General features: G+C 62.6%; 24 protein-coding genes. 1 reads left to right on the top strand and 23 read right to left on the bottom strand.

Features of this window, described 5'->3' with window-relative positions; genetic code table 11:
- Positions 1-26: 26 nt before the first annotated feature.
- The 20 genes from rpsN to RP6297_RS13725 form a co-directional block, all read right to left on the bottom strand.
- On the bottom strand, positions 27-332 hold the full coding sequence (gene rpsN / locus RP6297_RS13630; RefSeq protein WP_004634486.1) for a 30S ribosomal protein S14: 306 nt from the start codon (positions 330-332) through the stop codon (positions 27-29).
- A 9-nt stretch (positions 333-341) separates the two neighbouring features.
- Positions 342-884, bottom strand: coding sequence for a 50S ribosomal protein L5 (gene rplE / locus RP6297_RS13635; RefSeq protein WP_009241894.1), 543 nt, complete (start codon positions 882-884; stop codon positions 342-344).
- A 26-nt stretch (positions 885-910) separates the two neighbouring features.
- The gene (gene rplX / locus RP6297_RS13640) at positions 911-1,219 is read right to left on the bottom strand and encodes a 50S ribosomal protein L24 (RefSeq protein ID WP_009241893.1); all 309 of its coding nucleotides are present in this window, start codon (positions 1,217-1,219) and stop codon (positions 911-913) included.
- A gap of 11 nt (positions 1,220-1,230) precedes the next feature.
- Entirely contained in the window at positions 1,231-1,599 is a 369-nt protein-coding gene (gene rplN, locus RP6297_RS13645; protein ID WP_003264129.1) for a 50S ribosomal protein L14, read from the bottom strand.
- 267 nt (positions 1,600-1,866) lie between these two features.
- Positions 1,867-2,136 (bottom strand): 30S ribosomal protein S17, encoded by a 270-nt coding sequence (gene rpsQ / locus RP6297_RS13650; RefSeq protein ID WP_004634482.1) that lies wholly within the window; start codon positions 2,134-2,136, stop codon positions 1,867-1,869.
- A complete protein-coding gene (rpmC, locus tag RP6297_RS13655; RefSeq protein WP_004634481.1) occupies positions 2,133-2,327 on the bottom strand; it encodes a 50S ribosomal protein L29 in 195 nt (64 codons plus the stop codon). Before rpmC ends, rpsQ begins: the two co-directional genes overlap by 4 nt.
- Positions 2,328-2,339: 12 nt before the next feature.
- On the bottom strand, positions 2,340-2,756 hold the full coding sequence (rplP, locus tag RP6297_RS13660; protein ID WP_003264123.1) for a 50S ribosomal protein L16: 417 nt from the start codon (positions 2,754-2,756) through the stop codon (positions 2,340-2,342).
- Between the two features lie 2 nt (positions 2,757-2,758).
- Positions 2,759-3,547, bottom strand: a complete 789-nt coding sequence (gene rpsC / locus RP6297_RS13665) for a 30S ribosomal protein S3 (RefSeq protein ID WP_009241892.1) — start codon at positions 3,545-3,547, stop codon at positions 2,759-2,761.
- A gap of 9 nt (positions 3,548-3,556) precedes the next feature.
- On the bottom strand, positions 3,557-3,886 hold the full coding sequence (gene rplV / locus RP6297_RS13670) for a 50S ribosomal protein L22 (protein ID WP_004634479.1): 330 nt from the start codon (positions 3,884-3,886) through the stop codon (positions 3,557-3,559).
- Between the two features lie 9 nt (positions 3,887-3,895).
- Positions 3,896-4,171, bottom strand: a complete 276-nt coding sequence (rpsS, locus tag RP6297_RS13675) for a 30S ribosomal protein S19 (RefSeq protein WP_004634478.1) — start codon at positions 4,169-4,171, stop codon at positions 3,896-3,898.
- Between the two features lie 21 nt (positions 4,172-4,192).
- Entirely contained in the window at positions 4,193-5,023 is an 831-nt protein-coding gene (rplB, locus tag RP6297_RS13680; RefSeq protein ID WP_009241891.1) for a 50S ribosomal protein L2, read from the bottom strand.
- A gap of 2 nt (positions 5,024-5,025) precedes the next feature.
- Complete coding sequence (gene rplW / locus RP6297_RS13685) at positions 5,026-5,340, bottom strand: 50S ribosomal protein L23 (RefSeq protein WP_004634476.1); 315 nt, start codon at positions 5,338-5,340, stop codon at positions 5,026-5,028.
- The gene (rplD, locus tag RP6297_RS13690) at positions 5,337-5,957 is read right to left on the bottom strand and encodes a 50S ribosomal protein L4 (protein ID WP_004634475.1); all 621 of its coding nucleotides are present in this window, start codon (positions 5,955-5,957) and stop codon (positions 5,337-5,339) included. Before rplD ends, rplW begins: the two co-directional genes overlap by 4 nt.
- 11 nt (positions 5,958-5,968) lie before the next feature.
- Positions 5,969-6,622, bottom strand: coding sequence for a 50S ribosomal protein L3 (rplC, locus tag RP6297_RS13695; RefSeq protein WP_004634474.1), 654 nt, complete (start codon positions 6,620-6,622; stop codon positions 5,969-5,971).
- 285 nt (positions 6,623-6,907) lie between these two features.
- Entirely contained in the window at positions 6,908-7,219 is a 312-nt protein-coding gene (rpsJ, locus tag RP6297_RS13700) for a 30S ribosomal protein S10 (RefSeq protein WP_004634473.1), read from the bottom strand.
- Positions 7,220-7,326: 107 nt separating this feature from the next.
- On the bottom strand, positions 7,327-8,535 hold the full coding sequence (gene tuf, locus RP6297_RS13705; RefSeq protein WP_009241890.1) for an elongation factor Tu: 1,209 nt from the start codon (positions 8,533-8,535) through the stop codon (positions 7,327-7,329).
- Between the two features lie 83 nt (positions 8,536-8,618).
- Complete coding sequence (gene fusA / locus RP6297_RS13710) at positions 8,619-10,745, bottom strand: elongation factor G (protein WP_009241889.1); 2,127 nt, start codon at positions 10,743-10,745, stop codon at positions 8,619-8,621.
- Positions 10,746-10,860: 115 nt separating this feature from the next.
- On the bottom strand, positions 10,861-11,331 hold the full coding sequence (rpsG, locus tag RP6297_RS13715; protein ID WP_004634470.1) for a 30S ribosomal protein S7: 471 nt from the start codon (positions 11,329-11,331) through the stop codon (positions 10,861-10,863).
- A 186-nt stretch (positions 11,332-11,517) separates the two neighbouring features.
- Positions 11,518-11,895 (bottom strand): 30S ribosomal protein S12, encoded by a 378-nt coding sequence (gene rpsL / locus RP6297_RS13720; RefSeq protein ID WP_003265519.1) that lies wholly within the window; start codon positions 11,893-11,895, stop codon positions 11,518-11,520.
- A gap of 297 nt (positions 11,896-12,192) precedes the next feature.
- On the bottom strand, positions 12,193-13,452 hold the full coding sequence (locus RP6297_RS13725) for an MFS transporter (protein ID WP_009241888.1): 1,260 nt from the start codon (positions 13,450-13,452) through the stop codon (positions 12,193-12,195).
- 99 nt (positions 13,453-13,551) lie between these two features.
- Here RP6297_RS13725 and RP6297_RS13730 point away from each other — a divergent pair, with 99 nt between their 5' ends.
- Positions 13,552-14,472, top strand: a complete 921-nt coding sequence (locus RP6297_RS13730; protein WP_009241887.1) for a LysR family transcriptional regulator — start codon at positions 13,552-13,554, stop codon at positions 14,470-14,472.
- Here RP6297_RS13730 and recQ read toward each other — a convergent pair.
- The 3 genes from recQ to RP6297_RS13745 all read right to left on the bottom strand — a co-directional run bounded on the left by recQ (position 14,469) and on the right by RP6297_RS13745 (position 17,935).
- Positions 14,469-16,382 carry a DNA helicase RecQ gene (recQ, locus tag RP6297_RS13735; RefSeq protein WP_009241886.1) on the bottom strand — a complete coding sequence of 638 codons (1,914 nt, stop codon included), beginning with the start codon at positions 16,380-16,382 and terminating at the stop codon, positions 14,469-14,471. The two genes, RP6297_RS13730 and recQ, sit on opposite strands and share 4 nt — an antisense overlap.
- Before the next feature lie 112 nt (positions 16,383-16,494).
- Positions 16,495-17,085 (bottom strand): class I SAM-dependent methyltransferase, encoded by a 591-nt coding sequence (locus RP6297_RS13740; RefSeq protein ID WP_009241885.1) that lies wholly within the window; start codon positions 17,083-17,085, stop codon positions 16,495-16,497.
- Between the two features lie 7 nt (positions 17,086-17,092).
- On the bottom strand, positions 17,093-17,935 hold the full coding sequence (locus RP6297_RS13745; protein WP_009241884.1) for a YfaP family protein: 843 nt from the start codon (positions 17,933-17,935) through the stop codon (positions 17,093-17,095).
- Between the last annotated feature and the right edge of the window lie 9 nt (positions 17,936-17,944).

Raw genomic sequence — 17,944 nt, forward strand, 5'->3', positions numbered from 1 at the left:
CTGTTTCTCCTGTAGCCTGTGCGTGATTACCAGCTGGCTTTCGTCAGACCCGGGATCTCGCCCTTGAAGGCGATCTCGCGGAGCTTGTTACGCGCCAGGCCGAACTTACGGAACGTACCGCGGGGACGACCGGTGATCGAGCAGCGGTTGCGCTGACGCGTCGGATTTGCGTTGCGCGGCAGCGCTTGCAATTTCAGACGCGCTTCGTAGCGCTCTTCTTCCGACTTGCTTTGGTCGGCCACGATGGCTTCGAGAGCGGCGCGCTTCTCAGCGTACTTGGCCACGAGCTTGGCACGCTTCTTCTCGCGTTCGATCAGAGACAATTTAGCCACGGTAACCCCTTAATTACGGAACGGGAACTTGAACGCATTGAGGAGCGCCTTCGCTTCCTCGTCGTTCTTCGCAGTCGTCGTGATGCTGATGTTCAGACCACGGAGTGCGTCGATCTTGTCGTACTCGATCTCGGGGAAAATGATCTGCTCTTTCACACCGATGTTGTAGTTGCCGCGACCATCGAACGCCTTACCCGACACACCACGGAAGTCGCGCACGCGGGGCAGCGACACGGTGATGAAGCGATCCAGGAATTCGTACATACGTTGGCCACGCAGCGTGACCATCGTACCGATCGGGTAACCCTGGCGAATCTTGAAGCCGGCGATAGCCTTGCGGGCTTTCGTCACGATCGGCTTCTGGCCAGCGATCTTGATCAGGTCGCCCGTGGCGTGCTCGATGACCTTCTTGTCATTGATGGCTTCACCAAGACCCATGTTCAGGGTGATCTTGGTGATACGCGGCACTTCCATCACGGATTTGTAACCAAACTGCTTGATCAGTTCGGGCACAACCTTCTCTTTGTAAAACTCTTGCAGACGTGCAGTCATGCTCAACTCCTCTCTATTGCCCAGAATCAAGCGCCGACGGCAGCACCGGTGGTCTTCAGCACGCGCGTCTTCACGCCGCCTTCAACCTTGATGCCGACGCGCGACGGCTTGCCATTGGCATCCACGAGCGCAACGTTCGAAATATGGATGGGCATGACCTTGTCGACCACACCACCCGTGGTACCCAGCATCGGGTTCGGACGCACGTGCTTCTTGGCAACGTTCACGCCTTCAACCGTCACATGCTCGGCGAGCACGGCCAGCACAGTACCTTGCTTGCCCTTGTCTTTACCGGTACGGACGATGACGCGATCGCCCTTGCGAATCTTGTTCATGCGGCCTCCGTTTACAGCACTTCCGGCGCGAGCGACACGATCTTCATGAAGCGCTCGGTACGGAGTTCGCGAGTGACCGGCCCGAAGATACGGGTGCCGATCGGCTCAAGCTTGGTGTTCAGCAGCACGGCGGCATTGCCGTCGAACTTGATGAGCGAGCCGTCGGGACGGCGCACGCCCTTGGCGGTACGCACCACCACGGCATTGTAGATATCGCCCTTCTTCACGCGACCACGCGGGGCAGCGTCCTTGACGCTGACCTTGATGATGTCGCCGACGCTGGCGTAGCGGCGCTTCGAGCCGCCCAGCACCTTGATGCACATGACTTCACGCGCACCCGTGTTATCGGCCACTTCGAGCCGGCTTTCTGTCTGAATCATGGTGTTCTCGTCCCAACTTAATTCGCCAAACGCACAATGCGCAGAGGCGATCAGTCTTGGTCCCGCCGGCTGCTGGCATTGCGCCAACTGCGATTGGGTTGATCAACTTGAAGTCGGTAGCTGCCCGACGGCGATTGCCGCCTGGCCCATTCGCTTTTTCCCTCACCCGAGCCACCAGCAGATTTGCCAGCCACCCTCTGAAAGGGAAAGACCGAGACTATATCACATAATCTCGGCCTTGCAACAGCAAACTGCTCCGCTGTTGTTTTAGATCACGCGTGCAGCTTCAAGCAGACGCGACACCACCCACGACTTCGTGCGGGAGAGCGGACGCGATTCCGTGATCTCAACCTTGTCGCCTTCGTTGTACTGGTTGGCTTCGTCGTGCGCATGGTATTTCTTAGAGCGCACCACGTACTTGCCGTACAGCGGATGTTTCACGCGGTTTTCGATCAGGACAGTAACAGTCTTGTCCATCTTGTTGCTGACAACGCGACCGACGAGCGTGCGCTTCAGGGACGTTGCGGCTTCAGTCATTTCTGGTTCCCCTTCTGGCCCAGCACGGTGCGGACACGCGCGATGTCACGACGCACCTTCTTCAGCTGGCTGGTGTTCTGCAGCTGTTGCGTCGCTTTTTGCATGCGCAGGCCAAATTGGGCCTTCAGCAGCTCGGAGAGCTCCTGGTTCAGCCCGGCGACATCTTTGTCGCGCAGTTCGGATGCTTTCATGGTGTGTGCTCCTTACGTTCCGACCTGACGCACCACGAAGCTGGTCGCGATCGGCAGCTTGGCAGCGGCCAGGCGGAATGCCTCGCGTGCCAGTTCTTCGCCAACGCCGTCCATTTCGTACAGCATCTTGCCCGGCTGAATTTCAGCCACGTAGTATTCCGGGTTGCCCTTACCGTTACCCATACGGACTTCGGCAGGCTTCTTCGAGATCGGCTTGTCCGGGAAAATCCGGATCCAAATGCGGCCGCCACGCTTGATGTGACGGGTCATCGCACGACGGGCCGACTCAATCTGACGTGCGGTCAGACGGCCGCGGCCCATCGCCTTCAGACCGAACTCGCCGAACGAGACTGCGTTGCCGCGCGTCGCGATACCGGTGTTACGGCCCTTCTGCTCCTTGCGGTACTTCCTGCGCTTAGGTTGCAGCATGTTTATTCTCCAGTCTTGGCGTCGGCGCCACGACGGGCACCTGCACCAGCACCGCGGCGCTGACCGGCCGGGCGACCTTCGCCCTCACGGCGACGACCTTCCGGGCGACCCGGACGCTTGCGGCGCTCTTCTTGCGGCTCTTCCACGACGGGTGCGTCGTTGCGACCGAGGTGGTCACCCTTGTACACCCACACCTTGACACCGATGATGCCGTAGGTGGTTTCCGCTTCGGAGAAGCCGTAGTCGATATCGGCGCGCAGCGTGTGCAGGGGCACACGGCCTTCGCGGTACCACTCGGTACGGGCGATTTCGATGCCGTTCAGACGGCCCGAGCTCATGATCTTGATGCCTTGGGCACCCAGACGCATCGCGTTCTGCATCGCGCGCTTCATTGCGCGACGGAACATGATGCGGCGCTCGAGCTGCTGCGTGATCGAATCGGCGATCAGCTGTGCATCGACTTCCGGCTTGCGGATTTCTTCGATGTTCACGTGCACGGGCACGCCCATGCGACGCTGCAGTTCAGCCTTCAGCAGTTCGATGTCCTCGCCCTTCTTGCCGATCACCACGCCCGGACGCGAGCTGTAAATGGTGATACGAGCATTCTTGGCCGGACGCTCGATGACCACGCGGCCCACCGACGCGTTCTTCAGCTTCTTCTTCAGAAACTCGCGAACCTCGATGTCTTCCTTGAGCATGCCGGCAAACTGGGTGTTGCTCGCGTACCAACGCGATGCCCAGTTACGGCTGACAGCCAGACGGAAGCCAGTCGGATGAATCTTCTGTCCCATCGTGACCCCTTAGTTGCCCAGCGTCACAGTGATGTGACAGGTTTGTTTCTCGATGCGGTTGCCACGGCCCTTCGCACGCGCCGTGAAGCGCTTGAGCGACGTGGCCTTGTCGATGTAGATCGACTTGACCTTCAGCTCGTCGATATCGGCGCCTTCATTGTGCTCGGCGTTCGCGATGGCGGACTCAACCACCTTCTTCACGATGCCAGCCGCCTTCTTCGGGCTGAACGTCAGCACGTTGAGCGCGCGCTCGATCGACAGGCCGCGGATCTGGTCAGCGACCAGGCGCGTCTTCTGTGCGGAGATACGGGCGCCGCGATGAATCGCTTTAACTTCCATGATTGCCCCTTATCGCTTCGCTTTCTTGTCGGCAGCGTGGCCCTTGAACGTACGCGTGAGCGCAAATTCGCCGAGCTTGTGGCCAACCATGTTTTCCGTGACATACACGGGCACGTGCTGACGGCCGTTGTGAACGGCAATCGTCAGGCCGATGAAGTCCGGCAGAATGGTCGAACGACGCGACCACGTCTTGATGGGCTTCTTGTCCTTCGTCTGCACTGCCGCCTCAACCTTCTTCAGCAGGTGGGCGTCAATGAAAGGACCCTTTTTTACGGAACGAGTCATATCTAAGCTCCTACCTACCGATTAACGCTTGTGACGGCGCTGAACGATCATGCTGTCAGTGCGCTTGTTACGACGGGTGCGGTAGCCCTTGGTCGGCGTGCCCCACGGGGACACCGGATCACGGCCTGCTGCAGTCTTGCCTTCACCACCACCATGCGGGTGGTCGACCGGGTTCATCACCACACCGCGAACGGTCGGGCGAATTCCGCGCCAACGGGTTGCACCGGCCTTGCCGATCTGGCGCAGGCTGTGCTCTTCGTTGCCGACTTCACCAATGGTCGCGCGGCACTCGATGTGCACGCGGCGCACCTCACCCGAGCGCAGACGCACTTGAGCGTAAATGCCTTCGCGAGCCAGCAGCACGGCGGACGTACCGGCCGAACGGGCAACTTGAGCGCCCTTGCCCGGCAGGATTTCCACGCAGTGGATCGTCGTACCGACCGGGATGTTGCGGATCGGCAGGTTGTTACCGGCCTTGATCGGCGCTTCCGATCCGTTAGCGATGGCTTGGCCAACCACAGCGCCCTTCGGGGCGATGATGTAGCGGCGCTCGCCGTCAGCGAACAGCACGAGTGCGATGTTGGCGCTACGGTTCGGATCGTATTCCAGGCGTTCGATCTTGGCCGGGATACCGTCCTTGTCGTTACGCTTGAAATCGACGATGCGATAGTGATGCTTGTGACCACCGCCCTTATGACGGGTGGTGATGTGGCCGTTGTTGTTACGACCCGACTTCTGGATTTGCTTTTCCAGCAGCGGAGCGTGCGGCGCGCCCTTGTGAAGGTCGGGGTTAACGACCTTCACCATCGAGCGGCGGCCCGGCGATGTCGGCTTGGTTTTGACGAGTGCCATGATTACTTGGCCTCCGCTTCAAAATTGATTTCCTGGCCCGGCTTCAGCGACACATAGGCCTTCTTCACGTGGTCACGACGACCCATGAAGCGGCCGAAGCGCTTTTGCTTGCCCTTCTGGTTCAGGATCTGGACGGACTCGACTTCGACCTTGAACAGCAGCTCGACAGCAGCCTTCACTTCGCCCTTGTTGGCGTCGCGAGCCACTTCGAACACTACCTGTTCGTTCTTCTCGGCCACCAGGGTTGCCTTTTCAGACACCACAGGTGCCAGCAGCACCTGCATGAGGCGATGGTCGTTCTTGGCAACTTGCGTCATTTCAGCAACTCCTCGATCTGCGCGACGGCTGCCTTGGTCACGAGCACCTTCTTGTAGTGCACGAGCGACAGCGGGTCGGCGTGACGCGGCTCAACCACGAGCACGTGCGCCAGGTTGCGCGATGCCAGGAAGAGGTTTTCGTCCAGGTTATCGGTAATCACGAGCACCGAATCCAGGCCCATGGCGCGGAACTTGTCGGCCAGCAGCTTGGTTTTGGGCGCGTCGACGGACAGGCTGTCAACGACGTTGATGCGACCTTCACGGGCGAGCTGCGAATAAATCGAGCGCATGCCGGCGCGGTACATCTTCTTGTTGACCTTCTGCGAGAAGTTTTCTTCCGGGCTGTTCGGGAAGATACGACCACCCCCGCGCCACAGCGGGGAGGAGCTCATACCTGCACGGGCGCGGCCCGTACCCTTTTGACGCCACGGCTTCTTGGTCGTGTGCTTGACCTCTTCACGGTCCTTCTGCTTACGGTTACCGCTGCGAGCGTTGGCCTGGTAAGCGACGACGACTTGGTGAACGAGGGCTTCGTTGTAGTCACGGCCGAACACTTCCGGCGAGGCAGCAACGCCGGCGCCGAGTTGACCGTTGTCCTGGAGCAGCTTCAGTTCCATGCGTTTGCTCCTTATGCCTTCTTGGCGCGGGCCTTCACGGCCGGCGTGACGATGACTTGACCGCCCTTGGCGCCCGGAATCGCACCCTTGACCAGCAGCAGCTTGCGCTCTGCGTCGATCTTGGCGATTTCCAGATTCTGGACGGTACGGGTGACGTCACCCATGTGACCGGTCATGCGCTTACCCGGGAACACGCGACCCGGATCCTGCGCCATACCGATCGAGCCCGGCACGTTGTGCGAGCGCGAGTTACCGTGCGAGGCGCGGCCCGACGAGAAGTTGTAGCGCTTGATGGTACCGGCGTAGCCCTTACCAATCGTCACACCCTGGACGTCGATCTTCTGACCGACTTCGAACAGGTCGACGCTGATGTTCGCGCCAGGCTGGAATTCAGCGGCACGAGCGGCATCCACTCGGAATTCTTTGATGACTTCGCCCGCTTCCACGCCGGCTTTGGCGAGATGACCCGCCAGCGGCTTGGTGACGCGGCTGGCGCGTCGGGTGCCGAAGGTGACTTGAACCGCGGTATAACCGTCGGTCTCGTCCGTCTTGATTTGCGTCACGCGGTTGTCGCCGACCTCGAGCACGGTGACGGGAATCGAATCGCCGTCGTCCGTGAAAATACGGGTCATGCCAACCTTGCGACCTACAAGGCCAAGGCTCATGGTTTGCTCCATTCCCAGCTGCGATTGGCCGGGGCTGATTGATACTACGAATCTTGAACTGGACTGCGCCTAAAGAGACGGCGCGAGGCCAAATGGCCAGCCCACTCCCCTGACTAAAGGGGTAGCCCTACAATATATCCCGGTTACGAACAATATGCAAGGCCGATTGCCGGATAGCGCCCGGACGTCGTGTGCAATGCAACATCCGCCACCTCAAAAGCAAAACGGCGAGCACTTGGCTCGCCGTCTGCCCGTTACCGGAAGGATCCGGCAGCGTTGTCTTGCTTATTGCAGCTTGATCTCGACGTCCACACCGGCCGGCAGGTCCAGCTTCATCAGCGCGTCGACAGTCTTATCCGTCGGGTCGACGATGTCCATCAGGCGCTGGTGCGTGCGGATTTCGAACTGGTCGCGACTGGTCTTGTTGACGTGCGGCGAACGCAGAACGTCGAAACGCTGGATGCGAGTCGGCAGGGGCACCGGGCCCTTGACGATCGCGCCGGTGCGCTTGGCGGTCTCGACGATTTCAGCGGCCGACTGGTCGATCAGGCGATAGTCGAAAGCCTTCAGGCGGATACGGATCTTCTGGTTCTGCATGATGTTTCCTTAAAGAGCATGGCGGCCGGGCCGCCGGTAGATTGAAAGAGCGATGCAACAGGCGATGCGCCGCACCCCTTGCGAGGAACAGCGCATCAATCCGCCTTTTACTTCAGGATCTTGGCAACGACGCCAGCACCGACGGTACGACCACCTTCACGGATTGCGAAGCGCAGACCTTCTTCCATGGCGATCGGGGCGATCAGCTTGACGGTGATCGACACGTTGTCGCCCGGCATGACCATTTCCTTGCCTTCCGGCAGGGCGATCGAGCCGGTCACGTCCGTCGTACGGAAGTAGAACTGCGGGCGATAGTTGTTGAAGAACGGCGTGTGACGGCCGCCTTCGTCCTTCGACAGGATGTAGACCTCGCCCGTGAATTCCGTGTGCGGCTTGATCGAGCCCGGCTTGGCCAGCACTTGGCCACGCTGGACGTCTTCGCGCTTCGTGCCGCGCAGCAGAATACCGACGTTGTCGCCTGCCTGACCTTGGTCCAGCAGCTTGCGGAACATTTCCACGCCCGTGCAGGTCGTCTTGTCGATCTTCGGCTTGTCGCCGTCCATGGCGATACCGACGATTTCGATTTCTTCGCCGACCTTGATCACGCCGCGCTCGATACGGCCGGTCACCACGGTGCCGCGACCCGAGATCGAGAACACGTCTTCCACCGGCATCAGGAACGTACCGTCAACAGCGCGCTCCGGCGTCGGGATGTAGGTGTCCAGTGCGTCGGCCAGGTTCATGATGGCCACTTCGCCCAGTTCGCCCTTGTCGCCTTCGAGCGCCAGCTTGGCCGAACCCTTGATGATCGGGGTGTCGTCGCCCGGGAAGTCGTACTTCGACAGAAGTTCGCGCACTTCCATCTCGACCAGCTCCAGCAGCTCAGCGTCGTCCACCATGTCGCACTTGTTCAGGAAGACGATGATGTACGGCACGCCGACCTGACGGGCCAGCAGGATGTGCTCACGCGTTTGCGGCATCGGGCCGTCAGCGGCCGAGCACACCAGGATGGCGCCGTCCATCTGGGCGGCACCGGTGATCATGTTCTTGACGTAGTCGGCGTGGCCCGGGCAGTCAACGTGCGCGTAGTGGCGGTTGGCCGTTTCGTACTCGATGTGCGCGGTGTTGATCGTAATGCCGCGTGCCTTTTCTTCCGGCGCTGCGTCGATTTCGTCGTACTTCTTAGCGGTACCACCGAACTTGCTCGACAGCACGGTTGCGATCGCTGCGGTCAGCGTCGTCTTGCCGTGGTCAACGTGACCAATCGTACCAACGTTCACGTGCGGCTTGGTCCGCTCGAACTTTTCCTTTGCCATGTCAGCTCCTCAATTCGGAATCGGCTAATTACTAGATTTGGGATGCAGGCGGCACGCACGCGCGCGCCGCCAAAACACGTTGATTACTTCGTACCCTTGGCAGCCATCACAGCTTCGGCGATGTTCTTCGGCGCCTCAGCGTATTGCTTGAATTCCATGGTGTACGTAGCGCGGCCCTGCGTTTGCGAGCGCAGCGACGTCGAATAACCGAACATTTCCGACAGCGGGACTTCGGCCTTGATGATCTTGCCGCCGCCCACCATATCGTCCATGCCCTGCACGATGCCGCGGCGGGACGACAAGTCGCCCATCACGGTACCCGTGTAGTCTTCCGGCGTTTCCACTTCCACAGCCATCATCGGCTCCAGCAGAACCGGCGTGGCGCGGCGCATGGCTTCCTTGAAAGCCATCGAACCGGCCATGCGGAACGCGTTTTCGTTCGAGTCCACGTCGTGGTACGAACCGAACGTCAGCGTGACCTTCACGTCCACCACCGGGAAGCCCGCCAGAATACCGGCCGGCAGCGTGTCGACGATACCCTTCTCGACCGCCGGAATGTATTCGCGAGGAATCACACCGCCCTTGATGGCGTCGACGAATTCGAAGTTCTTGCCAGCCTTCTTCGCCTCCTCGTCCGCCGGTTCCAGCGTGATCACAGCGTGACCGTACTGGCCGCGACCGCCGGACTGCTTGACGAACTTGCCTTCGACGTCTTCGACCTTCTTGCGGATGGTTTCGCGGTAGGCAACTTGCGGGGCGCCAATGTTGGCTTCCACGCCGAATTCGCGCTTCATGCGATCGACCAGAATTTCGAGGTGGAGCTCGCCCATACCCGAAATGATGGTCTGGCCCGATTCTTCATCAGTACGCACACGGAACGACGGATCTTCAGCAGCCAGGCGGTTCAGGGCGATACCCATCTTTTCCTGGTCAGCCTTGGTCTTCGGCTCGACAGCCTGCGAGATCACCGGCTCCGGGAACACCATGCGCTCGAGAATGATCGGAGCGCTCGGGTCGCACAGCGTGTCGCCCGTGGTGGCGTCCTTCAGGCCCACCGCAGCGGCGATGTCGCCTGCCAGCACTTCCTTGATTTCTTCGCGCTGGTTGGCGTGCATCTGAAGAATACGGCCTAGACGCTCCTTCTTCTGCTTCACCGGGTTGTACACGGTGTCGCCGGAGTTGATCTTGCCCGAGTAGACGCGGAAGAAGATCAGCTGACCAACGAACGGGTCGGTCATGATCTTGAACGCCAGCGCCGAGAATTTCTCGTTGTCGTCTGCCTTGCGCTCGAGCTTCTTCTCTTCGTCGTTTTCGTCGATGCCTTGAACCGGCGGAATGTCGACGGGCGACGGCAGGAAGTCGATCACGGCGTCGAGCATGCGCTGCACGCCCTTGTTCTTGAACGCGGTGCCGCACAGCATCGGCTGGATTTCGCAGGCGATGGTACGGTCGCGCAGTGCCTTGACGATCTCAGCACGGGACAGCTCTTCGCCGCCCAGGTACTTTTCCATCAGCTCTTCGCTGGCTTCAGCTGCCGACTCGACCATCTTCTCGCGCCACTCGTTCGCGACGTCAACCAGGTTGGCCGGGATGTCGTGGTATTCGAACTTCACGCCCTGGCTGGCTTCGTCCCAAATGATCGCCTTCATTTCCAGCAGATCGACGACGCCCTGGAAGCCGTCTTCAGCGCCGATGGGCACCACGACGGGCACCGGGTTGGCCTTCAGACGGGTCTTCAGCTGGTCGTAGACCTTGAAGAAGTTCGCACCGGTACGGTCCATCTTGTTGACGAACGCCAGACGCGGCACCTTGTACTTGTTGGCCTGACGCCAGACGGTTTCCGACTGCGGCTGCACGCCACCCACTGCGCAGTACACCATGCACGCGCCGTCCAGCACACGCATGGAACGCTCCACCTCGATGGTGAAGTCCACGTGGCCCGGGGTGTCGATGATGTTGAAGCGGTGCTCGGGGTAGTTGCCGCCCATGCCCTTCCAGAAGGCGGTGGTCGCAGCAGACGTGATGGTGATGCCGCGCTCTTGCTCCTGCTCCATCCAGTCCATGGTGGCGGCGCCATCATGCACTTCACCGATCTTGTGGTTCACACCGGTGTAGAACAGGATCCGCTCGGTCGTGGTGGTCTTGCCGGCGTCGATGTGAGCGGAGATACCGATGTTACGGTAGCGCTCAATGGGGGTCTTACGAGCCACGGTTAATCCTCAGATTCGTCAACGGGGCGCTGGCCTACGGCCAAGCGCCCCTAATACAAATGGGCGAGATGTGCGCACACAGCCCGCCCAGCAACCAACAACGTTGTCGCGTCGCTTAGAAGCGGAAGTGCGAGAACGCCTTGTTGGCTTCAGCCATGCGGTGCACTTCGTCGCGCTTCTTCATGGCGCCGCCGCGGCCTTCCGAGGCTTCGAGCAGCTCACCAGCCAGACGCAGGGCCATCGACTTCTCGCTGCGCTTCTTCGCAGCTTCCCGCAGCCAACGCATCGCCAATGCCAGACGACGCGACGGCCGGACTTCGACCGGCACCTGATAGTTGGCGCCACCAACACGACGGCTCTTCACTTCGACCACCGGCTTGATGTTGCCGATAGCCAGCGTGAACACCTCGATCGGCGCCTTGCCTGCTTTCTTTTCGATCTGGTCGAACGCACCGTAGACGATACGTTCAGCCACCGACTTCTTGCCGTCCAGCATCAGGACGTTCATGAACTTGGCGACTTCCACATTGCCGAACTTCGGGTCCGGCAGAATTTCCCGCTTGGGGACTTCACGACGACGTGGCATCTTCTTTCCTTCTCTGTTCAGTTGAGAACCGCTTCGGTTCTCCGGCCACCAACTAGCTTGTCTTCCAACAATCTGAGCCGGGTGACCACTTACTCGACGGTGCCAGTGCGGTCAAAAAACGCACCGTTGTACCGCCTGCTCATGACAAGACCGTGACCGCAAAAGCGGCGCGATCTCACTGACGACTTAGGCCGCCTTCGGACGCTTCGCGCCGTACTTCGAACGCGCTTGCTTACGGTCCTTGACGCCTTGCAGGTCAAGGGAGCCGCGCACGATGTGGTAACGCACACCCGGCAAGTCCTTCACACGGCCGCCGCGGATCAGCACGACGCTGTGTTCTTGCAGGTTGTGGCCTTCACCGCCGATGTACGAAATGACTTCGAAACCGTTGGTCAGGCGCACCTTGGCGACCTTACGCAGTGCCGAGTTCGGCTTCTTCGGCGTCGTGGTGTACACGCGGGTGCACACGCCGCGACGCTGCGGGCAGTTCTCAAGTGCCGGGCTCTTGCTCTTCAGCTTTTCCGAGACGCGGGGCTTGCGAACCAGTTGATTGATGGTTGGCATTGTTCAATCCAGCTTGGTTTTTGAAAAATCGCCGGCTCACATATCGTGAACGCCTCATTTGTGAGGCGGACGGCGCAATCGGGTTTTATGGAAGTGGCGAGCAGAACGCTCTGAAGGGAGGACCTGCGGGAACAGATCAAGACCAAAGAGCGCGAGCCCGTCTGATTTCAGATGCCTTGCACAGCATTTGCCGGGCATGGACGCGCGAAACCAGAAGCCAAAAACTCGAATCTGGCACTATAGCGGGCTGTCTTGCAAGCGTCAAGCACGCCGCCAGTCTAGCGACGGGCGAGTTGGTCAGCAGCGGCGCGGTGTGGCGCCGATGGCACGCGCCGCACCGGCTGGCCATACGAAAACGAGTGCAGCGGCCGCCACAAACCCGAGCGCGAGAACCGATACGCCGATCCAGCCGGCGCGCACCCAAGCCACACCGGCCAAGCCGCCGCCTGCAGCCGCACCAAAGAAGAACGCCCCGGTGTACAGACCATTCACACGCCCGCGAATCTCCGGCGACAGCGTGTTGACCATGTAGCGGCCGAGCGCCTGGTCGCCGATGGCACCAAAGTCGAGCAGCAGCGCGGCGGCCACCAGCATGGTCAACATGACGGGGACGCTCAGGCCCGGCAGCAGCGCCGAAGCCAGCGCCACGAGCAGACCCGTTGCCGCGCAGCCGTGCGCGAGCAGCGTACCCACGCGCACGAGACCGCGATCCGCCAGCCGCCCGGCAATCGGCGCGGCCACGACACCGGCCGCACCGCACAGCGCGAAGATCCCGATGCCATTTTGCGAAAGATGGAACGGCGCTGCCGCCAACCGCAGGGCCACAGCCGTCCAGAACAGCGTGAACGCCGCCATCAGCAAGGCCTGCGTAGCGGCACGGCGACGCAACACCGGCTCTCTGCGCAGCAGGTTGCCATACGAGCCCAGCAGCGCGCCGTATGACAACGTGCGCGGCGGCACGAAGGTCGGCATCACGCGCGGCAGCAGGACGGCCAGCACGGTAATCGCCACCGCAGAAGCACCGTAAAACGCCCGCCACCCCCACTGCGCTGCGATGAAGCTGGCGGCCGGGCGGGAGAGCAGGATGCCCAGGTTCAGGCCGATCATGATGTCACCGAGCACGCGCCCGCGCCGGTGGTCGGCGGCCAGGCGCCCCGCCAGCGCAATCAGCATCTGAATGACAGTCGACGTCAGGCCGATGGCGAAGGCGGCGAGCATCAGCACCTGGCCGCTGTGCGCGACGGTGGTCAGCGCCAGCGAAGCCACCGCGCCCCACAGCGTGCGCGAGGCCAGCGCGCGGTTGTCCTGCAGGTCGGTCAACGGCATCAGCAGCAACAGACCGATGCCATAGCCGATGAGCGTGGCGGTGACGAGCAAGCCAGCGGCGGCGGTGGTCCAGCCAATGCTCGCGGCGATCTCGGCAATGAGCGGCTGGATGCCGAACAGGTTGATGACGATAAGCCCGACGGCGACGGCAAACAGCGGCGTGGCGCCCAGGGGGAGCCGGTCGGCGGCGGGCGGGTTGGGATCGGCGATGGCAGGAGCTTCGGTAGTCATGATGAACAGGACGAAGGTTCGGAGGACCCATCGTAGCCAGCCGATTCGCGCGGATTAAGGTAGGCTCTGGCGCCATATTGTTTCCATATGCGCGCAAATATGGACCGGCTCTCTGATGTGGCGATCTTCGTGCAGGTAGTGGAGCGCGGCAGCTTGTCGGCGGCGGCCGAGGCGATGGGCATGTCGCGCGGGGTGATCAGCAAGGCGCTGGCGCGGCTGGAGGCGCGGTTGCAGACGCGTCTGCTGCAACGGACAACGCGGCGCCTGTCGCTCACCGAAGCGGGCGCAGCGTTTTTCGAGAAAAGCCGCGAAGGCCTGGCGCTCGTCGATGCAGCGGAGCAGGCCGTGAGCGCCTTGCGCGACGAGGCGCGCGGCACGCTGCGGGTGTCGGCGCCGGCCTCGTTTGCGGTGACATTGCTGGCGCCGCTCTTGGGCGCATTCCAGGCGCGCTACCCCGCCGTGCAGATCGACCTGGACATGAACGACCGCTACGCGGATCTGGTCGCGGGGCGCATTGACGTGGCGATCCGCATTGGTATGTTGGGGGACTCGTCGCTGGTCGCGCGACGGCTGGCGAATTGCGCACACGCCATCTACGGGGCACCATCGTATTTTCGCGAGCGGGGCATTCCGCAGTCGCCCGAGGATTTGCGCAATCACAACTGCCTCGTCTACGCCAACTACGACGGGCCACACGACTGGGTGCTGACGGACGCCGCCGGCCATCGTCATATCGCTCACGTCGCGGGCTCGATGCTCGCCAATAACAGCCTGGTGCTGCGCGAGGCCGCACGGTCAGGGCTGGGCGTGTCGCTGGGGCCAGCGTATCTGGTGCGTGACGATGTTGCGGCTGGGCGCTTGCAGGCGGTGCTGACCGACTACACGGCGCGGGAGGTGCCGCTGCACGCGGTGTTCACGCAGCGTGTGCACCTGCTACCGAAGGTGCGGGCGTTTGTCGATTTCCTGGGCGACCACCTGAGCAGCACCGGCGCGATGGGGCCACTGCCGCTGTCCGCCTAGGCTTGCTCGCGGCACTTCTCCAGTACGTCGAGCAGCGCCTGGCCGTAGCGGTCCAACTTGGCCATGCCGATACCCGGCAGCTCGCCGAGCGCCTCGCGCGAATCCGGATCGGTCTCGGCAATGCGCGCAAGCGTGGCGTCGTGGAAGATCACATACGCCGGCACGCTGTGCTCGCGCGCGGCCTGCGTCCGCCAGGCCCGCAACGCCTGCCAGCGCATTTGCGCCTCGGTGGAAAGCTCGGCGGCCGGATCGGCGCGACGCTCCTTCTTCGTCGACGATGACGACGCCCCGCGCACCTTCTCGGCCTGACGGCGCAGGATCACCGATTGCGCGCCCTTGAGCACGGGGCGCGCGGCATCGGTCAGGATCAGCGCACCGTGGCCGCCGTGGTCCACAGCAAACAAGCCCTGCGCAACCAACTGACGGAATACGCTGCGCCACGCGGCTTCGGACAGCTCGCTGCCGATGCCGAAGGTAGAGAGCGTTTCGTGGTGCCACTGTTTGACGCGCTCAGTTGCGTTGCCGCGCAGGATATCGATGAGCTGGCCGGCGCCAAAGGTCACGCGGCTCGCCTGCTGCACGCGGTATGCACACGACAGCGCCATCTGCGCCTCGCGCGTGGCATCCCAGGTTTGCGGCGGCGTGAGGCACGTATCGCAGTTGCCGCAGGGCTGGCTGCTTTCCCCGAAGTACGCAAGCAGCGCCACGCGGCGGCAGGTTGCGGCTTCGCACAGGCCGAGCAGCGCTTCGAGCTTGGCGGTTGATACGCGCTTGTGCACGTCGTCCGCATCGGATTCGTCGATCATGCGGCGCTGCTGCACCACGTCGGCCAGGCCGTAGGCCATCCACGCGTTGGCGGGCAGGCCGTCGCGGCCCGCGCGGCCGGTCTCCTGGTAGTAACCCTCCAGGCTCTTGGGCAAATCGAGGTGCGCAACGAAGCGGACGTCCGGCTTGTCGATGCCCATGCCGAAAGCGATGGTCGCCACCATCACGACGCCCTCCTCCTTGCGGAAGATCGCCTGATGGCGGGCGCGCACGTCGGAATCCATCCCGGCGTGATACGGCAGCGCGCGGATGCCCTGCTCGGCCAGCCACTGCGCGGTCTCTTCCACCTTCTTGCGCGACAGGCAATAGACGATGCCGGCGTCGCAGGTGTCGCCGTCCATGTGCTCGGCCCGGATGAAGCGCAGCAGCTGCTGCCGCGCGCTGTCCTTCTCGACGATGGTGTAGCGGATGTTCGGGCGGTCGAAGCTCGAGAGGAAGACACGCGCGTCCGTCAGCGCCAGCCGCTCGACGATCTCGTCGCGCGTGACGGCGTCGGCCGTGGCGGTCAGCGCAATGCGAGGCACGTGCGGGAAACGCTCGTGCAGCACGGAAAGCTGGATGTACTCCGGCCGGAAATCGTGCCCCCACTGCGACACGCAGTGCGCTTCGTCGATGGCGAACAGGCCGATGCGCGATCGCTCAAGCAAATCGAGGAAGCGCGGCGTCATCAACCGCTCGGGCGCCACGTAGACGAGGTCCAGCCGCCCGGCCGCCAGATCGCGCTCGACCTGCGCGGCCTCGGCGCCCGTCAGCGCGGAGTTGAGGTACGCGGCGCGCACGCCGGCTTCTTCCAGCGCGGCCACCTGGTCCTGCATCAACGCGATCAGCGGCGAAACCACAATGCCGGCGCCCTGCCCACGCCGGTGCCGCACGAGTGCAGGTATCTGATAGCAAAGCGATTTGCCGCCGCCGGTGGGCATCAGCACTAGGCAATCGCCGCCGTCGGCGACGTGCGCGACGATCTCCGCCTGCGGGCCGCGGAAGGCGCTGTAGCCGAACACATCGTGCAGCACCGCATGCGTGGCGGCGGCGGTGTCTTCGGGCAGCGCCTGCAGCGCGTGGTCTATGGCGGGGGAGTCGTACATCGGGACGGCGGGTGCGCGCGGTGTCACGCGCGGGCTGGGCGAAACCGCTATTGTGACAAACCCCGCCGAGGGGTGGTCAATCAGGACAGTCGGATTGTGGGCAACGCAGCGATCAGACCGTGCGCGCAACGATGCGATGGATCGTCCGCCCCGATGACTGGCTGACAGCCGCTTCGTCGAAAACCACCTCAGTGCCGGCCAGCGCCTCGCGCACGGGCGCCGCATCGAACGACGTGAAGAGCCGGCCGCGCCCATCGCGCTGGTCGGCGTCGGGCGTGACGCGCCAGCTCAGATACAGCGTGCCGCCCGGTCGCAGCAACGACACCAGCCGCTGCACCGCCGCGCCAATCTGCCCGGGCGGCAGATGCATGATGACGGTCTCGCAGAGGACGTTGTCGAACGCGCCTTCGGCAATGCCGACCAATTCAGGCAAAAGCGCCTGCCGGAACGACAACCCCGGATATTGCTCGCGTGCCGTTTCCAGCAGCGCAGCAGACGCGTCGTAGCCGACCGCCGGATAACCGTTGGTGTTGAGCCACGCCACCTCGCGGCCCGCGCCGCAGCCGATGTCGGCAGTGGCGCCGCCTGCCTTGAACTCACGGCGCAGCAACGCGTACAGGTCTTCAGGCGCCGGCTGATCGCGCCACTCCTGCGCGAAGGTTTCGGCAAGGTTGTCGTAGACGGCAACAGTCTGGGAGTCCATGGCGATCCTATTTCATCGTGAAACTGCGTAACAGCGTCAGATCGCCGGCCTTGCGCATCGGCACGACAAACGTCTGCTGGCGCTCGGACGGCGTGTTCTCGTCGGTGATGATGCTGACGGTGGCGGTGGTGATCGCACTGCCGTCATTGCCGCTGCCGTAGTAATTCACGTAGACGAGATACGTGCCGGGCACGGGGGCCGGGTTCGAGTAGATCTCGGGACCATACCCGGTGGTGACGTCCACGTCGAGCGCCCCACCGTTTTCGACCACGCGGTTGCCGTACCAGGCATGCTGGCCGTCGGGCGATATGACGTGCAAGTCGAGATCGGTGCCATCGGTGTCCCACGACAGGACCACGCGCAAACGCGGACGCTGCTTGCCGGCGTAGCTGTCGTAGAACTGCACGCGCTTGGCGTCGCCGCGCGCGCTGCGCACCTCCACGCTGTTGCTGCCGGCGCCAAATGCATACGGGCGCGAGAACGTACCGTCGGCCTCGATGCGCTGCGGCATGGCCACGCCATTGACGATCAGCGTGCCCACCGACGAGCCATCGGCGCCACGGCGGCGGCGCGGCTTGTTTTCTTCCGTTGCTGCGGCAGCCTTCGGCTGGTTGCGGATGCGCCCGGCGATCATCGACGCCACACCCTGCCCTTGGGGCGTCGACACCGATACGGCCGGGTAATGCACGTCCTGCGTGTAGCGGGATTCATCGCCCGCCGAATTGCGCCAGCCATTGAGCGGCGCCTTCATCTCGATATTGCCGGCGTCGGTTTGCGCAAGCACATTGCCAGCGGCCGCAAACGCGGCCAGCGCGATGGCAGCGGCGAGACGGAAAGTGGAAGGCTTCATGTGCGTCAC

It is taken from the genome of Ralstonia pickettii, assembly GCF_016466415.2.
GTDB lineage: Bacteria > Pseudomonadota > Gammaproteobacteria > Burkholderiales > Burkholderiaceae > Ralstonia > Ralstonia pickettii.

Excerpts from the sequence above, each read along its gene's own strand:
- rplD (WP_004634475.1), bottom strand. The coding sequence starts at position 5,957 with ATGGAACTGAAGCTGCTCCAGGACAACGGTCAACTCGGCGCCGGCGTT.
- rplC (WP_004634474.1), bottom strand. The coding sequence starts at position 6,622 with ATGAGCCTTGGCCTTGTAGGTCGCAAGGTTGGCATGACCCGTATTTTC.
- RP6297_RS13740 (WP_009241885.1), bottom strand. The coding sequence starts at position 17,085 with ATGGACTCCCAGACTGTTGCCGTCTACGACAACCTTGCCGAAACCTTC.
- recQ (WP_009241886.1), bottom strand. The coding sequence starts at position 16,382 with ATGTACGACTCCCCCGCCATAGACCACGCGCTGCAGGCGCTGCCCGAA.
- rplX (WP_009241893.1), bottom strand. The coding sequence starts at position 1,219 with ATGAACAAGATTCGCAAGGGCGATCGCGTCATCGTCCGTACCGGTAAA.
- RP6297_RS13725 (WP_009241888.1), bottom strand. The coding sequence starts at position 13,452 with ATGACTACCGAAGCTCCTGCCATCGCCGATCCCAACCCGCCCGCCGCC.
- rplW (WP_004634476.1), bottom strand. The coding sequence starts at position 5,340 with ATGACGCAAGTTGCCAAGAACGACCATCGCCTCATGCAGGTGCTGCTG.
- rpsL (WP_003265519.1), bottom strand. The coding sequence starts at position 11,895 with ATGCCAACCATCAATCAACTGGTTCGCAAGCCCCGCGTCTCGGAAAAG.
- tuf (WP_009241890.1), bottom strand. The coding sequence starts at position 8,535 with ATGGCAAAGGAAAAGTTCGAGCGGACCAAGCCGCACGTGAACGTTGGT.
- rpsJ (WP_004634473.1), bottom strand. The coding sequence starts at position 7,219 with ATGCAGAACCAGAAGATCCGTATCCGCCTGAAGGCTTTCGACTATCGC.
- RP6297_RS13730 (WP_009241887.1), top strand. The coding sequence starts at position 13,552 with ATGGACCGGCTCTCTGATGTGGCGATCTTCGTGCAGGTAGTGGAGCGC.
- rplB (WP_009241891.1), bottom strand. The coding sequence starts at position 5,023 with ATGGCACTCGTCAAAACCAAGCCGACATCGCCGGGCCGCCGCTCGATG.
- rpsS (WP_004634478.1), bottom strand. The coding sequence starts at position 4,171 with ATGACTCGTTCCGTAAAAAAGGGTCCTTTCATTGACGCCCACCTGCTG.
- rplP (WP_003264123.1), bottom strand. The coding sequence starts at position 2,756 with ATGCTGCAACCTAAGCGCAGGAAGTACCGCAAGGAGCAGAAGGGCCGT.
- rplE (WP_009241894.1), bottom strand. The coding sequence starts at position 884 with ATGACTGCACGTCTGCAAGAGTTTTACAAAGAGAAGGTTGTGCCCGAA.
- rpsQ (WP_004634482.1), bottom strand. The coding sequence starts at position 2,136 with ATGACTGAAGCCGCAACGTCCCTGAAGCGCACGCTCGTCGGTCGCGTT.
- rpsC (WP_009241892.1), bottom strand. The coding sequence starts at position 3,547 with ATGGGACAGAAGATTCATCCGACTGGCTTCCGTCTGGCTGTCAGCCGT.
- rplN (WP_003264129.1), bottom strand. The coding sequence starts at position 1,599 with ATGATTCAGACAGAAAGCCGGCTCGAAGTGGCCGATAACACGGGTGCG.
- RP6297_RS13745 (WP_009241884.1), bottom strand. The coding sequence starts at position 17,935 with ATGAAGCCTTCCACTTTCCGTCTCGCCGCTGCCATCGCGCTGGCCGCG.
- rpmC (WP_004634481.1), bottom strand. The coding sequence starts at position 2,327 with ATGAAAGCATCCGAACTGCGCGACAAAGATGTCGCCGGGCTGAACCAG.
- rplV (WP_004634479.1), bottom strand. The coding sequence starts at position 3,886 with ATGGAAGTTAAAGCGATTCATCGCGGCGCCCGTATCTCCGCACAGAAG.
- rpsG (WP_004634470.1), bottom strand. The coding sequence starts at position 11,331 with ATGCCACGTCGTCGTGAAGTCCCCAAGCGGGAAATTCTGCCGGACCCG.